Raw genomic sequence first — 19,630 nt, forward strand, 5'->3', positions numbered from 1 at the left:
CCGGGCCGCGCACGTCCGGAACGTCAGGCCTTCACGCGTGAGCGGCGGTAGAGCAGCGCTCCGCCGAGCAGCAGACCCGCGCTGATCGGCAGGGTGAGCGCCAGCGAGTCGCTGCCCGTCTGCGCCAGCTCGTCGGTGCCCTCGTGCTGGGTGACGACGACTTCCTCGGCCGGCTTCTCGGCCTCGTCCTCGGGGGCCTTCGGCTTGTCCTCCGGGTTCTCCGGCGACTTCGGCTCCTCCGGGCTCTTCGGCTCGTCCGGAGTCTCCGGCTCGTCCGGAGTCTCCGGCTGGTCCGGGTGGTCCGGGTGGTCCGGGTGGTCCGGGTGGTCCGGTTTGCCCGGGTGGTGATCCGAGTCGTTGGCGCACTCGTTGCCCATGGCCGGGTTGAGCGCACCGCCGACGTTCACGCTGTTGCCGCAGACGTTGACCGGGCCGTTCACCGGCACCTGGACGGTGTTGCCGGAGCCGACACCCGGAGAATGGCTGCTGCCGCCCTCGGCCGTGGCCCCGCCGCCGTGGTGGTTGCCCCCGTGGTGACCGCCGGCGTGCCCGTCGGACTCGTTGGCGCAGTTGTTCCCGGCGGCGGGGTTGAGTGCTCCGACCACGCTCACGGTGTTCCCGCAGACGTTGACCGGGGCGTTCACCGGGGCCTGCACGGTGTTGCCGGAGAGCACTCCGGGCGAATGGGCGGCGGCGCCCTCGGCGCTGGAGTCCGCGAATGCGTAACCGCCGCCGGCGGCGAGTACGCCACCCGCGGCCGCTACGGTGATCAGGCTTTTCCTCGCGACGTGTCGCATGGGTTCGTTCCTTACGCTTCTGCCAATCGAAAGCTCGCGGACCTGTCGCCCGCTCGCCGGAAACCCGACGGCCCCGGAATGCATGGCGTGCAGTCCGGGGCCGCCTGGGGTCACACCCTTACGGGCCTGCGCAACGTCAGGCGTTGACGCAGGTGTTGCCGAAGGCGGGGTTCAGCAGCCCGATCACGGAGACCGTGTTGCCACAGACATTCACCGGCGCGTGAACGGGGACCTGGATGACGTTGCCCGACACGATGCCCGGGGAGTGCACAGCGGCACCCTTGGCACCCGAGTCGGCAACGGCCACACCCGCACCCGCGAGCACGAGACCGCCGGTGGCAGCCGCAGCAGCGACGACCTTCTTGATCATGTATTCCTCCTTGTTGGCAAGTGCGATCCCAACTGCGGACCGCACTCCTTGTAACGAGGAGGGGGGAATCCGGGTACGAGGCGATATGACCCTTCACCCGTTCCAGCGAGGAAATAACCCGGAGTTGACGTCCGGCGACGGTCTTGCCTGCCGCTTCCCGCCGCTGCCTGCCGCTCCCTGCCACCGCCGGACCTGCTGAGCAGACGTCCGGCGGTGGCGTCCGCCGCCACCGCCGGACCGCCGGGCGGCGGCCGGTCCGCTCAGCAGCGGTCGAGGAACCGGTCCAGCACCCGTACGCCGAAGGTGAGTCCGTCCACCGGCACCCGCTCGTCCACACCGTGGAACATCCCCGCGAAGTCCAGCTCCGGGGGCAGCTTGAGCGGCGCGAAGCCGAAGCACCGGATGCCGAGGTCGTCGAAGGACTTGGCGTCCGTGCCCCCGGAGAGGCAGTACGGCACGGCGCGCGCGATCGGGTCCTCGGCCTTCAGCGCGTGCTGCATGGCGTCGACGAGCGAGCCGTCGAAATTGGTCTCCAGCGCCTTGTCAGCGTGCACGTCCTCGCGCCGTACCCGCGGGCCGAGGATCCGGTCCAGGTCGGCGAGGAACTCCTCCTCCAGGCCGGGCAGGAAACGTCCGTCGACATGCGCGGTGGCCTGTCCGGGGATGACGTTCACCTTGTAGCCGGCGCCGAGCATGGTGGGCGCCGCGGTGTTCTGCAGCGTCGCACCGATGATCTTCGCGATGCCGCCGAGCTTGGCGAGCGTCTCCTCCATGTTCTCCGGGTCGAGCGGCGTGCCGAGGGCGTCGGACAGCTCGTCGAGGAAGGCTCGTACGGTCTTGGTGACCCGGATCGGCCACTTGTGCCGGCCGAGCCGGCCGACCGCCTCGCACAGTTCCGTGATGGCGTTGTCGTCATTGGTCATCGAGCCGTGCCCGGCGGTGCCGTCCACGGTGAGCCGCATCCAGTGCATGCCCTTCTGCGCGGTCTCCACCAGATAGAGCCGCAGGTTCTCGTTGACCGTGAACGAGAAGCCGCCGACCTCTCCGATCGCCTCGGTCACGCCCTCGAAGAGGTCCGGGTGGTTGTCGACCAGGTGCCGGGCGCCGTACACACCGCCCGCCTCCTCGTCCGCGAGGAACGCCAGCACGATGTCGCGCGGCGGCTTGCGGCCGCTGCGCAGCCGGTCCCGCACGACGGCGAGCGTCATCGCGTCCATGTCCTTCATGTCGACCGCGCCCCGGCCCCACACACAGCCGTCCGCGATCTCGCCGGAGAACGGATGGTGCGTCCAGTCCTCGGCGTTGGCCGGTACGACATCGGTGTGGCCGTGGATGAGGAGCGCGGGCCGCGACGGGTCCTCGCCCTCGATGCGCGCCACCGTCGAGGCCCGGCCCGGCCGCGACTCGAAAATCCGCGGTTCCAGCCCGACCTCGGCGAGTTGTTCGGCGACGTACTCGGCGGCGGCGCGCTCCCCCGGACCGGAGCCGTCCCCGTAGTTGCTGGTGTCGATCCGGATCAGGTCCCGGCACAGGTCGACGACCTCGTCCTCGCCGGTGACGGTGGTCGCCGCGGGGGGTTGCGACTCGCTCACGCTGCCTCCTCCAGTTTCGCTGCCCGGGCCGGCCGAGCCGGCCGGCCCGGGCGGGTTCCGCTGCCATCCTCCCGCGCCGGGAGCCGGTCCCCAAGACTGCCGGGGTGCCCGGCCCGGCGGGGCGCCGGGTGATCGGGCGCCCCCGGATGTTTGCTATGGTTTTCCACGTCGCCGAGGCCGTGGCCGGGGCGGCGCACACCTCGTCCGGGTGGCGGAATGGCAGACGCGCTAGCTTGAGGTGCTAGTGCCCTTTATCGGGCGTGGGGGTTCAAGTCCCCCCTCGGACACCATCGTGGCTCATGATCGGTGCCGGTCGGCCGACCGGCACCAATTTTTTGTGTGCCCCCCTTTTCCGCCTTTCCGCCTTTCCGTCTTTCCGTCCGCCGTGGCGCCACGTGCGTGGTGCGTTCCGTCCGCCGTGGTGACCGGTGCGTTGTGCTGTGCGTTGTGGGCCCCTCCCCCTGGCGTCCGGGCGAGCGGCCACCGCTGCTACGGGGCCGGCCGGCTCCGCTGCTTCAGCGTCCCCGGACCGCGCGCCTCTCTCCGTATCGCGCGCCGCCCGGTGCCGTGGCCGGTGCCGTGGCCGACGCCCCACGGCCGGGTGGCCGCCGGGGTGCTGCCCGGGACGTGCGCCACGGCCCCGGCACCTCCGCGACGCCTGGTCAGCTCGTCGCCAGGGCTTCGGTGGGCGGCAGCCGGGCCGCGCGCAGCGCCGGGTAGAAGCCGGCCAGGCCGCCGACGGCCACGGTGGCGCCGATGCCACCGGCCATCGCCCACACCGGCACCACCGAGGGCCAGTTCTGCGAGAGCGCGTAGCCGCCGGTGACCCCGATGCCCAGCAGCACGCCGCCGACGCCGCCGAGCGCGGAGAGCAGCAGCGCCTCGGCGAGGAACTGGGTGCGGATCTGTCCCCGGGTGGCGCCGAGCGAGCGGCGGAGCCCGATCTCGGAGCGCCGTTCCAGCACCGAGATGACCATGGTGTTGGCCACGCCCACGCCGCCCACGAGCAGCGCCACCCCGCCAAGTCCCAGAAGCAGGGCGCTGAGCGTGTCGTCCGTCGCCTCCTTCGCGGCCAGCACGTCCGAGGGCCGGGACACCTCGGCCTCGCTGGGGTTCTCCGGGTTGGCGGTCGCTCCGAGCACGGCCTGGACCTCCGGCACGGAGGATTCCTCCGCCCGGGTGTAGAGCGTCGTCGGACGGCCCGCGAAGCCCAGTTCCCGTTCCGCGACGGTCCAGCCGACCAGTGCCGAGGAGTCGAGGTCCGGTACGAGTTCGTTGGGCGCCAGCAGCCCGACGACGGTGAACCACTGCTCCCCGAGCCAGACCTGGACCTCCGGCCCGGCGCGGTGCACGCCGAGCTGGGCGGCGGCCCGGGCCCCGAGGACCACGGCCGGATAGCGGCCGTTGGCGGCGTTCAGCCAGCGTCCGTCGGTGATGTCGGCGCCGACGGTCCCCGGCAGGTCGGCGCGGGCCGCGCTGACGGTCAGGCCGCCGGTCTGCTGTACGGGGACGTGGTCGTTCCGGTAGACTTTGGCATCCGTCTTGCCGAGGGCCGACACGGATTCCACCGCGGGCAGGTTGCCGATCATCGCGACGGATTCCGCGGGCAGTTGGGCCCGGTCCCCGCTGAAGGACTGGCCCGGGGTGACGGTGAGCAGGTTCGTGCCCAGCGCCGAGAGCCGGCGGTCGAGGTTCTCACCCGAGGAGCTGGAGATGCCCACGACCGCGACCATGGCGGCGATGCCGATGGCGATGCCCAGCGCCGAGAGGAAGACGCGCAGGGGCCGGGAGCGCAGGCCCGAGCCGCCGGCCCGTACGACGTCGCGGACTGCCATCCGGGCCGGCACGGGGCGGGGCGGCGCGGGCGGTCGCGCGGTCACCGGCAGCCGGGCGCCCGGCCGCCCGGCGCGCCTCATGGTGTCCGGTGTGCTCACCGTGCGGCCTCCTGCGGAACGGGGGCGCGCGGCGTCTGCCGCACCCCGGAATCGTGCTCGACACGGCCGTCCCGGACCCGGACCTCGCGGGGCAGGGTGGCTGCGATGTCCCGGTCGTGGGTGATGACCACCACGGTGGTGCCGGCCTCGTGCAGCTCGTTCAGCAGCTCGATGACGACGGCGCCGGAGCGGGAGTCCAGCGCTCCCGTCGGTTCGTCGGCCAGCAGCAGCGGCGGATCTCCGAGCACCGCCCGGGCGATGGCCACGCGCTGCTTCTCGCCGCCGGAGAGCTGGTGCGGCTGGTGGTGCAGCCGGTGGCCGAGGCCCACCCGGCGCAGCGCGCGTTCGGCGGCGGCCCGCCGTTGGCCGCGCGGCGTGCCGCTGTAGAGCAGCCCGTCGGCGACGCTGTCGAGGGCCGGGACGCCGGGGGCGAGATGGAACTGCTGGAAGACGAAGCCGATGGTGCCGGCCCGCAGCGCGGACAGTTCGCGGTCGCTCAGGGCGTCGATGTCGTGGCCGTCGACGCGCACCGTGCCGGCCGACGGCCGGTCGAGGGTGCCCATGATGTTGAGCAGCGTGGACTTGCCCGAGCCGGAGGGGCCGACGACGGCGAGCAGTTCACCGCGCCGGACAGTCAGGTCGGCGCCGCGCAGGGCGGTCACCTCGCCGTACTCCTTGGCGACCGCGGTCAGTTCGACGACCGGCCGGGGCGTACGGACCGCTTGCGGACGGATCACTTCGGGACCCCCACGGAGAGTCCGTCCTCGATGCCGTCACCGCTGATCTCGACCTTGCCGGCGGCGAACATGCCGAGCTCCACCGGAAGGTACTCGGTGCCGTCCGGCCCGGCCGCCTCGACGGCGTAGCCGCCGCCGGGCCGTGCCACCAGGGCGCTGACCGGGACCACGAGGACGTTCTCACGGGTCCCGGCCTTCAGGGTGACGTCCACGGAGGCCGCCTGGTAGCTGCCGAGCTTCTTCTGGTCCCGGACGGCGAACTCCACCGGCAGGGTGGGCTCTTCGTCCTCGGCCGGACCGGAGCCACCGGAGGCCGCGGCTTCCTCCTCGGGGGTGGCGGGGGTTCCGACCGCGGTGACCTCGCCCTCGGCGGTGGTGCCGTCGGGGAGCACGATCCCGGCTCCGGTGCCCTTCTCGACGAGATCCTCGTACTGGACGTCGAGGTCGACGGTGACGACGCGTTCGGTGTCGCTCCAGGTGAGGAGCGCCCCGCTCGGCGCGGCGCCGGGCACGGTCCGCACCTCGGCGACGCGCCGGGCGCCCTCGGCCACCACGGCGTCGCCCGGGGCCACGGTGCCGGTCTCCGCGCGCCCGAGGTCCTCCTGCCAGTCCCGGACGGCCCCGGCCGTACCGGTGGTGTACTCCTCGTCGACGGTGAAGCCGGTGTAGCCGAGTTCGGACAGGTTCTTCTCCAGGATCTCGACGTCGTCGCCCCCGGTGCCGGGTGCCAGGGTGCGGTAGAAGGGTGTCGAGCCGTACAGCAGCGGCACCGCGCGGTCGTCCACGCTGTACACGGTCTCGCCGCGCCGGATCGTGGTCCCGTCGTCGGGCAGCCAGGTGATGATCCCGGCCCCCTGTGACGCGTCGTCCGGCGCGGGCCCGCCGCCCGGCGCGGACTGCCCGCTGCCGGAGTCCGTACCGCTGTCCGTGCCCGTCGTGCCGGGCGCGGCAGGGGCCTGAAGGGTGGACAGGTCGCCGTAGCCGAGGCTCCCGTCCACGGTCTCCGTCGCGGTCAGCGTGGTCCGTTCCACCTTCGTGGTGTTCGGCGGAGCGGTGGGGGCGGTGGAGGCGGAGCCGTCGCTCTCGCCGCCGAGGGCTCCGGTCGCGGCGACTCCGGCGGCGGCGGCCACGGTGATCGCGACGAGCACGATTCCGGAGGTCCGCAGCGGACGGCGGGCGCGGGGGCGGGGCCCGGTGGGACCAGTGGCACCGTCGGAGACGTCTGCACCCGAGTCGGCCGCTTCTGCGCCCGCGTCGGCGGCGTCTGCCTCCGTGTCGGCGGCGTCTGCGCCCGTGTAGGCGGCGGCGAGGGATCCGGCGGCTCCGGGGACGGCAGGCCCCGGTGCTCCGGCGGTACGGGCCTGTGGGGCTGCGCCCGGTTCCTCTTCGGCGCGGGGATCGCCGGCCCGGTCGGTGGAGGTCACGGCGCGCCACCTCCGCCGCGCACCATCATGCCGCCGCCCGGGTACTTGTCCTGGCACTCCTTGCGGGGCTTCTCGATGTCCTCCGGCTTGATGCCCGTGCTCCCCAGGTCCAGCACCATGTTGCCGCCGTCGATCTCGGGGTCCGGGAACTCGGGCAGGCCGTTCTCCCGGATGCACTCCGCCCAGGCCGCGACCTTGGCGGAGTCGAGGCTGCCGCCGCCGCCCCGGCCCTGCGGCATCTTGTCGCGGCAGGCCTCCTGGGCCTTCCGGTGCTCCGGCGCGTTCGGGTCGCCGCCCGGGGAGATCCGGACGCCGCCGCTGTCCTGCTGCGGGTCGGGGAAGTCGGGGACGCCGTTGTCGCGCATGCACTGCGCGTACTCCAGGGCCCGGTCGAAGGAGCTGTCCGGCGAAGAGGCGCTGTCGCCCGTGCCCTTGTCGGCCGTCGCCGCACCGGACTCGTCCGAACAGGCCGTGAGCACGGTCCCGGCGAGGAGGACGGACGCGGCCAGCAGGGCAGGCGCCGCGAACCGCCGGGATGAGGTGAATGAGGTGACTGAGGTGAACATGGACACGGTTCTACGGGGCGGCCGGTCACACGGCGGGCACAGAAGAGCCGCCACGGCCCGGGCACCCGCCGCCCGGCCCCCGCCACCCCCGGGCACCAGCCGCCCGCATCAGCCGCCCCGCCCCCGCCACGCCCGCCCGGCACGCGCCACGCCCCTGCGGCACGGCGGCCTCGCACGTCCCCCGGTGCCCACCGCCCGGGCACCGGCCGCCCGGACACCGGCCGCACCGGGTGCCCGCCCGCTCCCGGGGACGCCCACGCCGAGCGGCACGGCGGACTCGTACGCCACCGGATCCCCGACCGTCCCGGCCGTGCGCCGTGCCCGCGAGCGGCACGACGGCCTTCTCGGGTCCGCCGTGCCCCGCGCTCCCGCGCTCCCGCACACCCACGTACCCGCCATCCGGCGCTCGCGCCCAACTGCCGCGCCCCGGCTACGGCGAGCTGCCGGGGTCGGCAGTGCCGCCCGCGCCCCGGCTACGGCGAAGTGCCGGTCGGCAGTGCCCGCCCGCGCCCCCGTGCTGCGCGCGGGCGGTGCCGGCCGTTTCCCGCACCGCCGTCCCCGCGCAGCGGGAACGAGACCTCCACGGCCAGGCCGCCCGAGGGCCGCGCCCGCGCGGTGCAGGCGGCGTCGTGGGCGACGGCGATGGAACGGACGATCGACAGCCCGAGCCCGTGGTGTCCGTCCCCGGCGGCGCGCCCCATCCGCTGGAACGGCTCGAACAGCCGTGCCACCTGGTCGGGGGGAACCTCGGGCCCGGTGTTCTCGACGGAGACGACGGCCCGCCCGTCCCGGATCCCGGTGGTGAACTCCACCCGGCCGCCGGGGACGTTGTAGTGCAGCGCGTTGTCGACGAGGTTCGCCATCAGGCGTTCGATCAGCGCGGGGTCGCCCGAGACCGGCACGGGTGCGATCCGGGCGCGGATGCCGACGCCCCGCCGCCCGGCCTCGGGCCGGCGGGCCCCCAGCACGTTCTCGGCCGGTGCGGAGAGGTCCAGCGGCTCCGGGTGTTCCAGGCCGCGTTCGCTGCCCGACAGGGTGAGCAGCGACTCCAGCAGCCGGGCCTGCTGTTTGCTCGTGTGCAGCAGGCGCTCGAAGTTCGCCCGGAACGACTCCACGGTGGCCTCCCGGTCGATGAGCGTCTCCTCGAGCAGCGCGTGTTCGAGGGTGAGCGGGGTGCGCAGTTCGTGGGCCGCGTTGGCGACGAAGCGTTTGTGCGAGTCGAGCGCCGTCTCCAGCCGGCCGAGGAGCCCGTCGACGGTGTCGGCGAGGTCCTTCAGCTCGTCGTCGGGGCCGCGCGCCGCGAGCCGCTCGTGGACGTTCCGCGCGGAGATACGGCGGATCGTGCCGGTCATCGTGCGCAGCGGGCGCAGCACCCGCCCGGCGACGAGCCAGCCGAGACCGATCGCGAGCACCGACATGATGGCCAGCGCTATGCCCGACTGGACCAGGAGGTGCTGCATCTCCTCCTGGTGCTGGCGCGCCGCCTGCCGGCGGAACGCCTCCGCGACGGTTCCGAGCCGTCCCTCCGGCCCGGAGCCGGGGCCCGGGAACGGCGCGGCGTCCGGAGCCCCGGCGTCGACGCGTCCCCCGCGGGCCGTGAACAGGACGGTGCCCGAACGGCGGGCGACCAGGAAGTAGGTGATCGCCAGCAGCACGGCACCGGAGGCGACGAACAGCACGCCGTAGAGCAGGGTGAGGCGCATCCGCACCCGGCGGGGCGTCAGCCGCGCCACGAGGCCCTGCAACAGGCGGGACATCAGGCGGGGCACCGGGCGGGGGACGGCGCGGGTCACGGCCGGCGGGCGCACCGGCGCCTCAGATCCGGTAGCCGCCGCGCGGCACGGTCTCCACGACCGGCGGCGGGCCGAGTTTGCTGCGCAGCCGGTTGACCGTCGCCTTGACCGTGGTGGTGAACGGGTCGGCCGCCTCGTCCCAGACCCGTTCGAGGAGTTCCTCGGAGGAGACCGCCCGGCCCTGGGCCGCCAGCAGATGTTCGAGCACCGCGAACTCCTTCGGGGTGAGTGCCAGCGCGTTCCCGGCCCGGGTGGCGGTGCGCCGCGCCGGGTCGAGCCGCAGATCGCCGTGGACGAGGACCGGGGGCAGGGCCGGCAGGGCGCGGCGGGCGACGGCGCGGATCCGCGCGACGAGTTCGGCGTACGCGAAGGGCTTGGGCAGATAGTCGTCGGCGCCGAGGCTGAGCCCCTCGACGCGTTCGGCGACGGTGCCGGAGGCCGTGAGCATCAGCACCCGGGTGCGGACGGGCTCGGCGGCCAGGGCGCCGCACACCGCGTCGCCGTGCAGGCCCGGGAGATCGCGGTCGAGCACGACGACGTCGTACTCGACGACCGAGGCGCGTTCGAGTGCGCCGGAGCCGTCGTGGACGACGTCCACGGCCATTCCCTCGCGGCGCAGCACGCGCGCGACCGAGTCGGCCAGCTCGGCGTGGTCCTCGACCACCAGCACTCTCATCGCCCACCCCCGGGACACGGCAGGACCGGCGCCGGCGGTGACTGATCACGGTCGGCAGGATGCCGGGCGCCGGGTCACACAGCGGTCACAGCCCACCGTCGCGGCCGTCCCCCGGCCGCGGCGCACCCGGCACAGCGTACCGGGCGGCGGCGGCGCGGAGGCCGGCGCGGAGAGCGGCGGGCGGGGGCGCCGGGGACCGCTGCGACGCCCCTTACCATGGCGCGCCGAACATCACATTTCCACTGAATTGCCCTGACAGATTGTTACCTTCTCATCTCGGTAGATGACCTGACAATTAGGACGTAATCCGGGCTATTCGGGTCAGTGCCATCAGGAGTTTCCGTCCAGCCAGTCCCGCGGGAGTGCCATCGATGGCGTCAGCCGATTCTGTTGTCCGCAAGGCCGAGACCGGGGAGAGGTCCGCACCGGCGGCCGCCCCGGTGTACGACTACGAGCGATACAGCAGGCTGGCGGGCCCGCTCACCGAACCGGACACGGAGCCCGGACGCCCGTACCGGGTGGCCTACCGCAGCCTGCTCGCGCAGGAACCGCACCGGATCCGCGCGGCGCTGCTGCTCTGCGCGGCCCCCGTGGTCTCGGCCGTTCTGCTGGTCTGGCTGCTCCAGCCGGCGCACTGGGTGCAGCGGCAGTACGTGTCCGGCTGGGAGACCGCCGCGGACAGGGCGATGCTGGTGTCGATCGGGCTCATCGAGTTCTTCCGGCTGTGCACCGTGTTCTCGAACGCGCACGCGACACTCGTGGCCCGGGACCCGGTCCCGGTGGTGCCCGAGGAGGGCACCCGGGTCGCGTTCCTGACGTCCTTCGTGCCCGGCAAGGAGCCGCTGGACATGGTCACCCGGACCCTGGAGGCCGCCGTGCGGATCCGGCACCGGGGCACGGTCCACGTCTGGCTCCTCGACGAGGGCGACGATCCCGAGGTCAAGGAGGTCTGCGCCAGGCTGGGCGTACACCACTTCACCCGCAAGGGCGTCGAGCGGTGGAACCGGCCCTCCGGACCGCACCGGGCCCGTACCAAGCACGGCAACTACAACGCCTGGCTCGACGCCCACGGCGACTCCTACGACTTCTTCGCCTCCGTCGACACCGACCACGTACCGCTGCCCAACTACCTGGAGCGGATGCTCGGTTTCTTCCGCGACCCCGACGTCGCGTTCGTCATCGGCCCGCAGGTCTACGGCAACTACGACAGCGCCGTCACCAAGGCCGCCGAGAGCCAGCAGTTCCTGTTCCACGCCCTCATCCAGCGCGCCGGGAACGCCTACGGCGCCCCGATGTTCGTCGGCACCTCCAACGCCGTGCGCATCAGCGCCATCAAGGGCATCGGCGGACTCTTCGACTCCATCACCGAGGACATGGCCACCGGCTTCGAGCTGCACCGGGCCCGGAATCCGGAGACGGGCCGCACCTGGCGCTCCGTCTACACCCCCGACGTCCTGGCCGTCGGCGAGGGACCCAGCGCCTGGACCGACTTCTTCACCCAGCAGCTCCGCTGGTCCCGCGGCACCTACGAGACCATCCTGAAGCAGTTCTGGAAGGCTCCCGCCACCCTGTCGCCGGGCAAGTTCCTCAACTACACGCTGATGGTCGTGTATTACCCGATGACGGCCCTCAACTGGATTCTCGCCGCGTTCAGCTGCGTGCTCTTCCTGGGACTCGGGGCCTCCGGGCTGCACGTCTCCTCCGAGATCTGGCTGATGCTCTACAGCGACGCGGCCGCCCTCCAGATCGGCCTCTACATCTGGAACCGGCGGCACAACGTCTCACCGCACGAACCCGAGGGCTCCGGCGGCCTCGCCGGCATGGCGATGTCCGCGCTCTCGGCACCGATCTACGCCCGCTCCCTGTTCGACGCGGTCCTGCGGCGCAAGAGCTCCTTCGTCGTCACGCCCAAGGGCGACTCGGCGAGCCCCGACCGGCCGGCCACGTTCCGTATCCATCTGGGCTGGGCGGTCGTGTTCGGGGGCTCCCTGGCCGTCTCGCTCGTCCTCGGCCACGCGCACGCCGCCATGACCACCTGGGCGCTGCTGGCCCTCGCGCTGTGCTTCGCCCCGCTCGTGACCTGGTACGCGTGCCTGCGGCGGGAGCGGAGCGCGGGCACGGGACGGCCCGCCGTGCCCGCCGCCCGCAGCGACAGCCCCGCGCCGCGGGCCGCCGCCTCCCGCCCGTCCGCCTCCGTTTCCGTCTCCTCCTCCGGCACCGCCGACCCCGCCGACTCCGCCGACTCCGCCGACTCCGCAGACACTGCCGACACCGACGCCGGGAGTGACACCACCGCAGAGAAGGATCCGCTGTGCGCCATCTGATCAGCCCGCGCTTCCGCACCACCGCCATCGGGGCGGGCGCCTTCCTCGTCCTGGCCGGCCTCAACGCGCCGGCGGCCATCAGTTACGCGGAGCACACCTACCACGCGTACAAGATCGACCAGCCCGCCTACAAGGCCCGGTTCGGGCACTGGGACCTGCTCGACGTCCCGCAGAAGTTCCGGGTCAACGCGATTCACGCGGCGCTGCTGCACACCGGCAAGGTGCTGCTGATCGCCGGTTCCGGCAACGACGAGGAGTCGTTCGACGCCGGCACGTTCGAAACCGTGCTGTGGGACCCGGTGAAGGACACCTTCAAACTGATCCCCACCCCCGAGGACCTGTTCTGCTCCGGCCACGCACAACTGCCCGACGGCAAGCTGCTCGTGGCCGGCGGCACGGCCCGCTACGAGGTCCTCGACGGCAAGGTGGAGCGCGCGGCCGGGCCGATGCTGGTCAAGAACGAGGACCCGGACCGCGCCCGCACCTTCCCCAAGGGCACCGTGTTCCGCTCCCCCGACGGCCGGGAGTACCGCACGGCACGGGAGTTCACCGTGCCCGCCGCCGTCAAGAAGCAGGGCGACGACGGCAAGGTCACGGTCACGGCGAGCGAGGAGCGCGTGTTCGTCGAGGCGGTGCGCAAGGGCAAGTCACAGGTCAAGTCCGAGGCCGCGCAGTACACCATCAAGGGGCTCAGGGGCAAGGACCGGCAGAACGTCTACGGACTGGCCCAGGGCATGACCCTGCAGAAGCAGGACTACCAGGGGCTCGACGTGGCCTTCGAGTTCGACCCGGTCGCCGAGCGCTACATGCCCGTCGACCCCATGGAGGAGGCCCGCTGGTACCCGACCCTGGTCACGCTCGAGGACGGCCGGGTGCTCGCGGTCTCCGGGCTCGACGACATGGGCCAGATCATCAACGGCAAGAACGAGATCTTCGACCCTGAGACCAAGAAGTGGTCCGAGGCCCCGGACCGCTATTTCCCCACCTACCCCGCCCTGTTCCTCACCCGGAGCGGTGACCTCTTCTACTCCGGTTCCAACGCCGGTTACGGTCCCGCGGAGAAGGGCCGCCGGCCGGGTCTGTGGAACGTCGAGGACAACACCTTCCGGCCGGTGCCCGGTCTCACCGAGCAGGACCAGCTGGAGACCTCCGCCTCGGTCCTGCTGCCGCCCGCGCAGGACCAGAAGGTGATGGTGCTCGGCGGCGGAGGCGTGGGAGAGTCGCCGAAGTCGACGCCGCGCACCGCCGTCGCGGACCTGGACGCGGAGCAGCCCCGGTTCGTACCCGGGCCCGACCTGCCGCAGGGCACCCGCTATCTGTCGAGCGTGCTGATGCCGGACGACACCGTCTTCACCACCGGCGGGGCCGAGGACTACCGCGGCAAGGGAGCCAGCGACATCCTCCGGGCGCAGTTCTACGACCCGGAGAAGAACGCCTTCGAACCGGCCGCCGCTCCGGTCGTGGGCCGCAACTACCACTCGGAGGCCCTGCTGCTCCCGGACGGCCGGGTGGCCACGTTCGGCTCCGACCCGCTCTACGCCGACCCGGAGAACACCCGCACCGGTACCTTCGAGCAGCGGATCGAGATCTACACACCGCCCTATCTCTACCGCGACTCCCGCCCGGAGGTGCGCTCCGGCCCGAAGGAGCTGGACCACGGCGACAGCGCGACGTACACCGTCTCCTCGAAGCGGAAGCCGGCCTCGGCGCGGCTGATGCGCCCGAGCGCGGTGACGCACACCACGGACGTCGAACAGCGCTCGGTGGCCCTCGGCATGGAACAGCGCGGGAACAAGGTCACGCTGTCGGTGCCCGAGGACCCGTCGCTGCTGCCCCGCGGCTGGTACATGCTCTTCCTGACCGACTCCGCGGGCACCCCGTCCGAGGCCACCTGGGTGCACGTCGGCTGAGCCCGCGCGGGGCCGCCGTCACGGCTGGTAGAGGCTCGCGATCTCGGTCGCGTACGCCTTGACGACGGCCCCGCGCCGGAGCTTCAGGGAGGGGGTGAGCAGCCCCTCGGCGACGGTGAACTCGTCCGGCAGGATCACGAACGCGCGAATGGACTCGGAGCGCGAGACCGCGGTGTTCGCCCGGGAGACCGCGCGCTGGATCTCCTCCTGGAGGTCCGCGTCCTGGGCCGCCGCCCGGGTGTCCATCAGTTCCTTGTAGTGCAGCCTCCGCCAGTGGACCAGGGCCTCCCGGTCCAGTGTGATCAGGGCGGAGACGAACGGCCTGTTGTCCCCGACGAGCATGCACTGGGAGATGAGGGGATGGCAGCGCAGCCGCTGCTCCAGCACGTGCGGCGAGACGCTCTTGCCGCTGCTGGTGATGATGATGTCCTTCTTGCGGCCGGTGAGCCGGAGATAGCCCTCGTCGTCGAGATGGCCGAGGTCGCCGGTGGCGAGCCAGCCGTCGCGCAGCACCTCCTCGGTGCCTGCGCGGTCGTCCAGATAGCCGGCGAAGACGTTGGGGCCGCGCACCCAGATCTCACCGTCGGGCGCGATGTGGACGGCGCAGCCGGGCAGCGGACGGCCGACGGTGCCGAACCGGGGGCGGCCGAGCGGATGGCCGGTGACGGCCGCGGAGGTCTCGGTCAGGCCGTAGCCGTCGTAGACGGTGATCCCGGCCCCGGCGAACAGCAGGCCCAGCTCGCGCGAGAGCGGCGAGCCGCCGGACACGGCGTGCCGCACCCGCCCGCCGAACACGTCGCGCAACTGCCGGTAGACGGGGCGGTCGTACAGCGTGTGCTGGGCCCGGAGCGACGGGCTGGGGCCGGGGCCGAGCCCCAGATAGCGCCGTTCCTTCGCCTCGGCGTACCGCATGGCGGTGTCGACGGCCTTGTCGAAGACCTCCAGCCGGCCGTGCTCCTCGGCGGTCCGGCGCGCCTGGCGGAAGATCTTCTCGAACATGTGCGGTACGGCCAGCAGGAACGACGGCCGGAACGAGGCGAGTCCGCGCAGGACGTCCTCAGTGGAGGAACTCGGCTGGTGGCCCAGCCTGATGCCGTGCCGCTGGCAGCTGACCTGCACCATGAGGCCGTAGACATGGGCGAGCGGGAGATAGGCGAGCACGGAGGGCTGCTCCCCCGGCGGGGCCAGCAGTTCGCGCCAGCCGGTGATGAGGGTGTCGCACTCGAAGGCGAGGTTCGCGTGGGTGATCACGCAGCCCTTGGGGCGGCCGGTGGTCCCGGAGGTGTAGGTGATGGTGGCGGCCGAGCCGGGGCGTACCGTCGCGCGGTAGCGGTGGACCATCATTTCCGGGACGCCGCGGCCGAGTTCGACCAGCTCCGGTACGCAGTCGTCGTCGAGCTGCCAGATCTTGCGGAGGCCGGGGAGTCCGTCGCAGACCGCGCCGACGGTCATGGCGTCGTCCTCCCCCTCGACGACGACGGCCACGGCGCGGGTGCCGGCGAGGATCCAGTGGACCTGCTCGGCGGAGGAGGTCGGGTAGACGGGGACGAGCTGGGCGCCGACCGACCAGATGGCATAGCAGAACTGCGTCCACTCGTACCGGGTGCGGGACATGACGGCGACCCGGTCGCCCGGACGTAAGCCTTCCGCGATCAGACCCTTCGCGAGCGCGAGCACTTCGGTGCGGAATCCCTGGGCCGTGACGGGCAGCCAGCGCATGCCTTCCGGGCCCTCTTCGCCCCGGGAGAACTGCACCAGGTCCGGATCGGTGTCGGCGGCTTCGAACACGGAGTCGGCGAGACCTCCGGAACGAAGGGTCTGCACCAGGGGCGGAAGGCTGAGTTCGCGCACCGAGTCCCCTCTCTCGAGCCCGTGGCCCGGAGCCGCGAGCAGCACCGGGAGGCGCAAGCTACCGCCCTCCGACGTGGGCTGCCTAGAGGCGGGACGCGTTCAACACCCGAAAGAGTGGAGAACCGACGACGGGCGCGGACGCCCCCTTCCGGAGTGCGGTCCGCGCCCGTGGCCCGTTGGTGACTCCGGTGCTACGCGTCGCCCTCCCGGCCGGCGGCGGCCGCCTGCGAGGTGGCGGTCTTCTCCAGCTGGAACGCCTGGTTGCCGAGGCCGATGCGGCGGTGCACCTCCGGCTTGGCGGAACGCAGCACGCGTCCGTAGACCAGCCCGCCGGCCATGGCGAGCCCGATGATGCCGGGCAGGATCCAGCTCAGCGGCGAGTCGGGCTCGGCTCCGAGCAGCACGTCGAAGTCCTTGACCGTGTAGACGATGATGGTGATCATCGCGGCGCAGGCGATGCCGGAGCAGACGAGCCGCCAGGCCTGGACACGGGCGGCGCCGCGGCGGACGAAGAAGGCGATGACCGCGACGGCCGCGGTCGCCATCAGGACGATGACGCCGAGCGCGCCGACGTTGCCCATCCAGGTGAACAGGTTGAGCACCGGTGCGGTGGGGTCGCCGTGCGGCTTGTCGTCGGTGACGGCGAACACGAGGATCACGACCAGCGAGACGGCGCTCTGCAGCATCGAGCCGGTGCCGGGGGCGCCGCTGGCACGGTTGGTCCGGCCGACGGAGGCGGGCAGCAGCCCCTCGCGTCCCATGGCGAAGGCGTACCGGGCGACCACGTTGTGGAAGCTGAGCATGGCGGCGAACATGCCGGTCACGAAGAAGATGTGCATGATGTCGGTGAAGGTCCCGCCCAGCCGGCCCTCGGCGAGGAAGAACAGCAGGCCGGCGCTCTGCTCCTGGGCGTCGGAGACGATCCGGGAGGGGCCGGAGGCCACGTTCAGCGCCCAGGAGCTGAGGGCGAGGAACATCGCGGCGAAGCCGACGGCGAGGAACATCGCGCGGCGGACGACGACCTGCGGGCGCTTGGTCTCCTCGGCGTAGACCGGGGCCTGCTCGAAGCCGACGAACGACGCGAAGGCGAAGCACAGCGCGGTGCCGAGGCCCGCTCCGGCCAGCGTCTCCGGGTTGAACGCCGCCAGCGACAGGCCCTCGGGGCCGGGCTCCCCGATCACCGCGAAGTCGAAGACCACCACCATCGCGCACTCGATGATCAGCAGTACGCCGAGCACCTTGGCGCTGAGGTCGATCTTCAGCCAGCCGAGGACGCCGACGATCAGCGCGGCGAGGACCGACGGTATCCACCAGGCGACCGTCGTGCCGAGGTACTTGTCGGCGAGTCCGGCGACCTCGAAGCCGAAGATGCCGTAGATCCCGACCTGCATCGCGCTGTACGCGACGAGGGCGACGACGGAGGCCCCGGCGCCCGCCGTGCCGCCGAGGCCGCGGGCGATGTAGGCGTAGAAGGCACCGGCGTTGTGCACGTGCCGGCTCATCTCCGCGTAGCCGACGCTGAACAGCACCAGGACGACGCCGAGCAGGACGAACAGCAGCGGCTGGCCGACGATGCCCATCACCGCGTATGTGGTGGGCATGACACCCGCGACCACCATGAGGGGCGCGCTCGCGGCGAGGACCGACAGCAGCAGGCCGCCCAGCCCGATCCGGTCGGCGCGCAGGGCGCGTTCCTCGCCTTTGTAGGTGCTGATGCCGGATTCGTTGTCCGTCAGCATGACTTACCTTCCACCTGGATTCGTCGGCCGGTCTCTCGTGTCATGTCAGTCCGCGGGTCGCGGCCGCCTTCGCCGCGCGGAAGGCCTTCCGGGGGTCCCGGTCCGGGTACGACCAGGGCTCCTCGGTGGCGTGCCGCCCGATCCGGTTGAACAGGGCGGCCGCCTCGCTCGCCCGGCCCTCGTAGAACTTGGCGTGGGCCAGGAAGTTGAGGTCGACCATGCGGCGCGGGTGCTCCTCGCTGCCCCACTCCAGCCACCAGTCGAAGGCCGCCTTCATCACCTGCCGGGCGCGTCTGCTGTCCCAGTGCCCGGAGCGCTCGGGGTCCCGCGGCTCGATGCCGGCCTCGGCCAGCACGCGGTAGCGCTCGGCGTGCGCGACCACGGGCAGCGCACACAGCGGCGAGTCGGCCGGGGCCTGTTCGGCGGCCCAGGAGGCGAAGTCGTAGACCTCGTGGAAGGGGTCGTCGGAGGTGCCCTGCTGGCGTTCCGCGAGGGCGGCCGTCATCAGGTGGTGCGCGTGGTGGTGTTCCCGGTGCCGGCCGCGCACCTGGTCGAAGATCTGCAGCCGCTCCTCGTCGGTCCCGGTGCGGCGGGTGAGGATCAGCAGCCCGAGCCAGGGCGAGGGGTCCGCCGGGGCCATCCGGGCCGCGGTGCGGCACATCTCGCGCGCGGCCTCGGGCTTCGCCTTGCCGCGCAGTGCGCGGAAGACCAGGGCGTGGGCGTACAGCGCCGCGGCGTCGGCGCTGCCGGGGTCGGCGATCCGCCAGTCCTCGGCCCAGGCCGCCGCGGTGGGGGTCCGGCCGAGCACCACCAGCCGGTGGCCGCGGCGGTCCCAGTCCTGGCCGGTCCCCTCGAGCAGTTCGCGGACCTCGTCCCAGCGGCCCTGCCCGAGGGCGTCACGGGCGGCGGCCAGGTCGATGTCGTCGAGGGCGGGATCGAAGGAGAAGCTGTCCCTGTTCCGGGAGCGGCCCAGGGGTGGTGGGGGAGGCGGAGGAGTCATCCCAGAACTTCTTCCTCCACGGCACACGCCACTTCCCGCCCGGGTACGGGCCCCTGTGTTGTTCCGCTGCGGCTGGTCGGCGGTCCGCGCGGCGGCCTCTCGGCCAGTGATCACGCACAGCAAAGCGGTAGTCACGGCTCCCCGTCAAGGCTGAACTGAGGACCTCCCTCCGCAACGGGCCTCTATTTACCTTCTGTTGACACGCGCCCTTGCCCCGCGCATCCGCCCTGTGGGCGACATCACCGCAGGTCGGCGGGCAATGGCGGGTAGCTTCGGGGAGTGCGGCCGTACGGAGCGCCGACATGCGGCTTCATTGCTCGAACGATTCGCCGCCACCGTTTGATTGGATGACCGGCAGGCCGTCACGGCCTGTGACCAGAGGAGCTGACAGGTGGACATGTCCCGCAGGGTGCGTGCGGTGACCGCGGGGCTGCGGCTGTGGTTCGCCCCGTCCGCGATCCGGTCGGAGGGGGACACTCCCGACTACCGCTTCTCACTCGCGAACGAACGGACCTTCCTCGCCTGGCTGCGGACCGCCCTCGCGCTCGTCGGCGGCGGCTTCGCGGTCGCCCAGTTCCTGCCGGACCTGCACGGGGCGGTACGCACCGGGCTCGCGGTCGCCCTGCTCGTCGGCGGCGCGCTCTGCGCCGGCCGGGCCGTCAACCACTGGGTGCGCTGCGAGCGCGCGATGCGGCGCGGCGAGGACCTGCCCGCCACCCGCTTCCCGACCGCGCTGGCGCTCGGGGTGGCAGTGGTCGCGCTGGTCATGGTGGCCGCGGTCGCCTTCGGCTGGGCCGGTCGGTGACGCCCTCGGCACCGCGCGACCCGGGGCTGCAACCGGAGCGCACCCGGCTGGCGTGGCGGCGTACGACGCTCGCGGGCGCGGTCGCCGCCGTGCTGGCCGTCCGGCTGATGGC

The 19,630-nt window shown here is 72.5% G+C and carries 16 protein-coding genes and 1 tRNA gene; 5 read left to right on the forward strand and 12 right to left on the reverse strand.

Annotated elements, in window-relative coordinates; all coding sequences use genetic code 11:
* Positions 1-23: 23 nt before the first annotated feature.
* From GCU69_RS34520 to GCU69_RS09945, 3 genes are all read right to left on the reverse strand, one after another.
* The gene (locus tag GCU69_RS34520) at positions 24-797 is read right to left on the reverse strand and encodes a chaplin (protein ID WP_156205714.1); all 774 of its coding nucleotides are present in this window, start codon (positions 795-797) and stop codon (positions 24-26) included.
* Positions 798-933: 136 nt separating this feature from the next.
* Positions 934-1,167: a chaplin ChpH gene (gene chpH, locus GCU69_RS09940; protein WP_098751094.1), complete on the reverse strand. Its 234-nt coding sequence runs from the start codon at positions 1,165-1,167 to the stop codon at positions 934-936.
* Between the two features lie 260 nt (positions 1,168-1,427).
* Complete coding sequence (locus GCU69_RS09945; RefSeq protein WP_098751095.1) at positions 1,428-2,759, reverse strand: M20/M25/M40 family metallo-hydrolase; 1,332 nt, start codon at positions 2,757-2,759, stop codon at positions 1,428-1,430.
* Positions 2,760-2,961: 202 nt separating this feature from the next.
* On the opposite strand from GCU69_RS09945, the gene GCU69_RS09950 reads away from it, so the two are divergent.
* Positions 2,962-3,049: transfer RNA gene (locus tag GCU69_RS09950), tRNA-Leu, on the forward strand.
* A 372-nt stretch (positions 3,050-3,421) separates the two neighbouring features.
* On the opposite strand, the gene GCU69_RS09955 is transcribed toward GCU69_RS09950, so the two are convergent.
* The 6 genes from GCU69_RS09955 to GCU69_RS09980 all read right to left on the reverse strand — a co-directional run bounded on the left by GCU69_RS09955 (position 3,422) and on the right by GCU69_RS09980 (position 9,889).
* On the reverse strand, positions 3,422-4,594 hold the full coding sequence (locus GCU69_RS09955; RefSeq protein ID WP_156205722.1) for an ABC transporter permease: 1,173 nt from the start codon (positions 4,592-4,594) through the stop codon (positions 3,422-3,424).
* Positions 4,595-4,689: 95 nt separating this feature from the next.
* On the reverse strand, positions 4,690-5,430 hold the full coding sequence (locus tag GCU69_RS09960) for an ABC transporter ATP-binding protein (RefSeq protein ID WP_408055788.1): 741 nt from the start codon (positions 5,428-5,430) through the stop codon (positions 4,690-4,692).
* Positions 5,427-6,854 (reverse strand): peptidoglycan-binding domain-containing protein, encoded by a 1,428-nt coding sequence (locus GCU69_RS09965; RefSeq protein ID WP_156205715.1) that lies wholly within the window; start codon positions 6,852-6,854, stop codon positions 5,427-5,429. Before GCU69_RS09965 ends, GCU69_RS09960 begins: the two co-directional genes overlap by 4 nt.
* Positions 6,851-7,420, reverse strand: coding sequence for a hypothetical protein (locus GCU69_RS09970; protein WP_156205716.1), 570 nt, complete (start codon positions 7,418-7,420; stop codon positions 6,851-6,853). Before GCU69_RS09970 ends, GCU69_RS09965 begins: the two co-directional genes overlap by 4 nt.
* Positions 7,421-7,893: 473 nt before the next feature.
* On the reverse strand, positions 7,894-9,177 hold the full coding sequence (locus GCU69_RS09975) for a sensor histidine kinase (RefSeq protein ID WP_156205717.1): 1,284 nt from the start codon (positions 9,175-9,177) through the stop codon (positions 7,894-7,896).
* A 58-nt stretch (positions 9,178-9,235) separates the two neighbouring features.
* A complete protein-coding gene (locus GCU69_RS09980; protein ID WP_098751098.1) occupies positions 9,236-9,889 on the reverse strand; it encodes a response regulator transcription factor in 654 nt (217 codons plus the stop codon).
* 371 nt (positions 9,890-10,260) lie between these two features.
* Between GCU69_RS09980 and GCU69_RS09985 the strand changes: the two genes are divergently transcribed.
* Positions 10,261-12,213, forward strand: a complete 1,953-nt coding sequence (locus tag GCU69_RS09985; protein WP_156205718.1) for a glycosyltransferase family 2 protein — start codon at positions 10,261-10,263, stop codon at positions 12,211-12,213.
* The gene (gene glxA / locus GCU69_RS09990; protein WP_098751099.1) at positions 12,201-14,123 is read left to right on the forward strand and encodes a radical copper oxidase GlxA; all 1,923 of its coding nucleotides are present in this window, start codon (positions 12,201-12,203) and stop codon (positions 14,121-14,123) included. Before GCU69_RS09985 ends, glxA begins: the two co-directional genes overlap by 13 nt.
* A gap of 18 nt (positions 14,124-14,141) precedes the next feature.
* Here glxA and GCU69_RS09995 read toward each other — a convergent pair whose 3' ends face one another.
* From GCU69_RS09995 to GCU69_RS10005, 3 genes are all read right to left on the reverse strand, one after another.
* Positions 14,142-15,974, reverse strand: a complete 1,833-nt coding sequence (locus GCU69_RS09995; RefSeq protein ID WP_098751123.1) for an AMP-dependent synthetase/ligase — start codon at positions 15,972-15,974, stop codon at positions 14,142-14,144.
* 191 nt (positions 15,975-16,165) lie between these two features.
* Complete coding sequence (locus tag GCU69_RS10000; protein WP_156205719.1) at positions 16,166-17,713, reverse strand: APC family permease; 1,548 nt, start codon at positions 17,711-17,713, stop codon at positions 16,166-16,168.
* Positions 17,714-17,753: 40 nt separating this feature from the next.
* Complete coding sequence (locus GCU69_RS10005; RefSeq protein ID WP_156205720.1) at positions 17,754-18,713, reverse strand: hypothetical protein; 960 nt, start codon at positions 18,711-18,713, stop codon at positions 17,754-17,756.
* A gap of 397 nt (positions 18,714-19,110) precedes the next feature.
* Here GCU69_RS10005 and GCU69_RS10010 point away from each other — a divergent pair, with 397 nt between their 5' ends.
* Positions 19,111-19,518, forward strand: a complete 408-nt coding sequence (locus GCU69_RS10010) for a YidH family protein (RefSeq protein ID WP_098751124.1) — start codon at positions 19,111-19,113, stop codon at positions 19,516-19,518.
* A partial coding sequence (locus tag GCU69_RS10015; RefSeq protein ID WP_235978372.1) for a DUF202 domain-containing protein occupies positions 19,503-19,630 on the forward strand: 128 nt, incomplete at its 3' end. The genes GCU69_RS10010 and GCU69_RS10015, both read left to right, overlap by 16 nt.

The sequence above is a fragment of the Streptomyces lycii genome, assembly GCF_009735685.1.
GTDB lineage: Bacteria > Actinomycetota > Actinomycetes > Streptomycetales > Streptomycetaceae > Streptomyces > Streptomyces lycii.